The 2,615-nt window shown below is 37.9% G+C and carries 2 protein-coding genes; both read right to left on the bottom strand.

The window, feature by feature from the left end; translation table 11 throughout:
• Positions 1–835: aminotransferase class III-fold pyridoxal phosphate-dependent enzyme (locus KI356_RS26140; protein WP_212936898.1), on the bottom strand; the 835-nt coding region annotated here is incomplete at its 3' end.
• Positions 836–2,329: an aldehyde dehydrogenase family protein gene (locus KI356_RS26135; RefSeq protein ID WP_212936897.1), complete on the bottom strand. Its 1,494-nt coding sequence runs from the start codon at positions 2,327–2,329 to the stop codon at positions 836–838.
• Between the last annotated feature and the right edge of the window lie 286 nt (positions 2,330–2,615).

The raw sequence follows: 2,615 nt of genomic DNA, 5'->3' as shown, positions 1-2,615 counted from the left end.
TTCCAGTTTGTACTTCATCAAAAATAAGAAGTGATCCAAACTCATCACAAAGCTCTCGTACTTGTTTCAAATAATTTTCTGGAGGTAAAATAATACCGCCCTCTCCTTGAATTGGTTCTAAAATAACTGCTGCAACGTCTTCTCCTACTAATGCACATGTCTCAAATGTTTTTCTCATCATATCAATATCGCCAAATGGAACGTGGCGAAAACCCGGAATCAATGGTAAGAATGGCTTACGGAACATTCCTTTTGCCGTTCCGGATAAGGAACCAAGACTCTTACCATGGAAGGCACGAGTTGTAGCAATGAAAGTTGTTCGTTCACTATACATTTTTGCTAGTTTTAACGCTGCCTCCACACTTTCTGTACCACTGTTTGTAAAGAAGGCGTATTTCAAATCACCAGGTGTAATATCCGCTAAAATCTTTGCAAGAATTGCTCGAAGTGGATCCAATAAATCCTGACTGTGTAATGCTTGACGTTTTAATTGATCTGTCACAGCTTTTACCACTTTCGGATTACGGTGACCAACATTATAAATTCCAAATCCACCTAAACAGTCAATATATTTTTTACCATTAATATCCATGAAACAAGATCCTTCATCTGACCATTCTACTGCTGCAAATTGTCCATCTTTTGTTACTGTTTTTCTATAAGCAAGAAAACCAGGGTTTACATGCTCTCTAAATCCATCTACTGTTTCTTTTTGAATCCAGTTCGCCTCTTCTGCAGTAACCTTTTCTTTTTCAATTAACTGTAGTACTTTCGTAATATACTCATTTACATTTAAATCTTTCTCATTCAATTTATTTTTCACGTTCGTTTCCATCTAATTCACCCCTACATTTTTTTTATTTGCAAACCAACCTATTGGTTCTACTTCTAGATTTATATTAATCTGCTTAATTTCTTGAAATTCTTCTAAACCAAACGTTCCTAGGCTACGTCCAATACCGCTTTGCTTATATCCGCCCCAAGGCGCCTCATTGTATGTTGGATGATAACTATTAACCCACGTAATTCCTGCGCGAAGTTTACGAATCACACGCATTGCTTTTGCGCCATCAACTGTAAATACCCCTCCAGCCAATCCATAGTCTGTACCGTTTGCCAACTCAATTGCTTCCTGTTCGTCTTTAAACTTTTGAATTACTACAACAGGACCGAAGATTTCTTCCTGGACAATGCGCATATCAGGTTTTACATTGACAAAGACTGTTGGCTCAATAAAGAAACCATCACCTTTTCCATCCTCCATTATTCGTCTACCTCCGCAAGCAACATTCGCACCTTCGTCTTTCCCAATTTCAATATAACGTAATACTTTTTCCATATGTTCTTTACTTACAAGTGGCCCCATTTCTGATTCTGGATTATCACCAGGACCAACGTTAATTTGCTGTGCTCGCTCTACAAAACTATTAACAAATTTATCATAAATCTTTTCTTCTACAAGGATTCTTGATCCTGCTGAACATACTTGTCCGCTACCTGCATAAATACCGAATAGAGCATAATCAATAGCGGTCTCAAAATCTGCATCTGCAAAAATAATATTTGGAGATTTCCCTCCAAGTTCTAACGAAATCTTTTTCATATTATCTGCCGCTGTTCTCATAATGTGCTTACCTGTTTTTGTTCCACCTGTAAAGGAAATCATATCCACTTTATTACTCGCTGCAATTTCATTTCCTACTATTGGACCAGCACCCATTACCATATTGGCAACACCTTTTGGTAGCCCTACCTTTTCAATGATTTCGAATAGCTTTGTCGCAGTGATTGGTGTCACTTCAGAAGGTTTAAACACAATTGTATTTCCAGCTGCTAAAGCAGGTGCAATTTTCCATACACTCATCAGTAACGGATAATTCCATGGAACAATTAATCCACAAACACCAACTGGCTCTCTTACAACCATCGCTTGCATCGGATCAGCTACATGATATGTTTGACCATCTGGCTTTGTAATCAATCCGGCATAATAGCGAAAACAAGCCGCTGCATCTCCAATATCTCCTTCTGCCTCGCGGTATGTTTTTCCATTATCCATTGTTTCAAGATACACTAACTCTTCCATATTTTTATCAATTTCATCTGCTATTTTAAATAAATATGATGCCCTTTCAGCAGTGGATGTTTCTGACCAAATTCCGCTATCGAAGGCCGCTCTTGCCACTTCTATCGCGTATTTTGCATCCTCAATCGTCCCCTCAGGTGCATATGCTATACCCTTACCATTCGCAGGGTTAATAATCATTCTTTTTTCTTGATCACTAGACTCTACCCATTCACCGTTTACATACATTTTTAAATCTAGCACTATATTGAATCCCCCTTTATCGATTGTTTATATATTTATAAGCAAATTTCATGCCAATATTTAAAATTCAAAGAAATCATACATAAAGTGAAACTTTAATCAATGGGGATTTTGTTCATCCCCCACTGATTATGAGCCTTCACCAATCGGGCGTTTACGGGCAGCAGGGCTCCTACCTAACTTCTTTTCTCCACCTGAATTTTGAGGTGGGAGTTTTACTGCCTACAAATAGCGGGATAAACTGACTATTTTCTTAAAAACAACAAACAATTTATGCATTTTCGCA

The sequence above is a fragment of the Bacillus hominis genome, assembly GCF_018332515.1.
Lineage (GTDB): Bacteria > Bacillota > Bacilli > Bacillales > Bacillaceae_G > Bacillus_A > Bacillus_A hominis.
The sequence above is the reverse complement of the archived record's forward strand: the minus strand, read 5'-3'. Positions and strand labels throughout refer to the sequence as shown.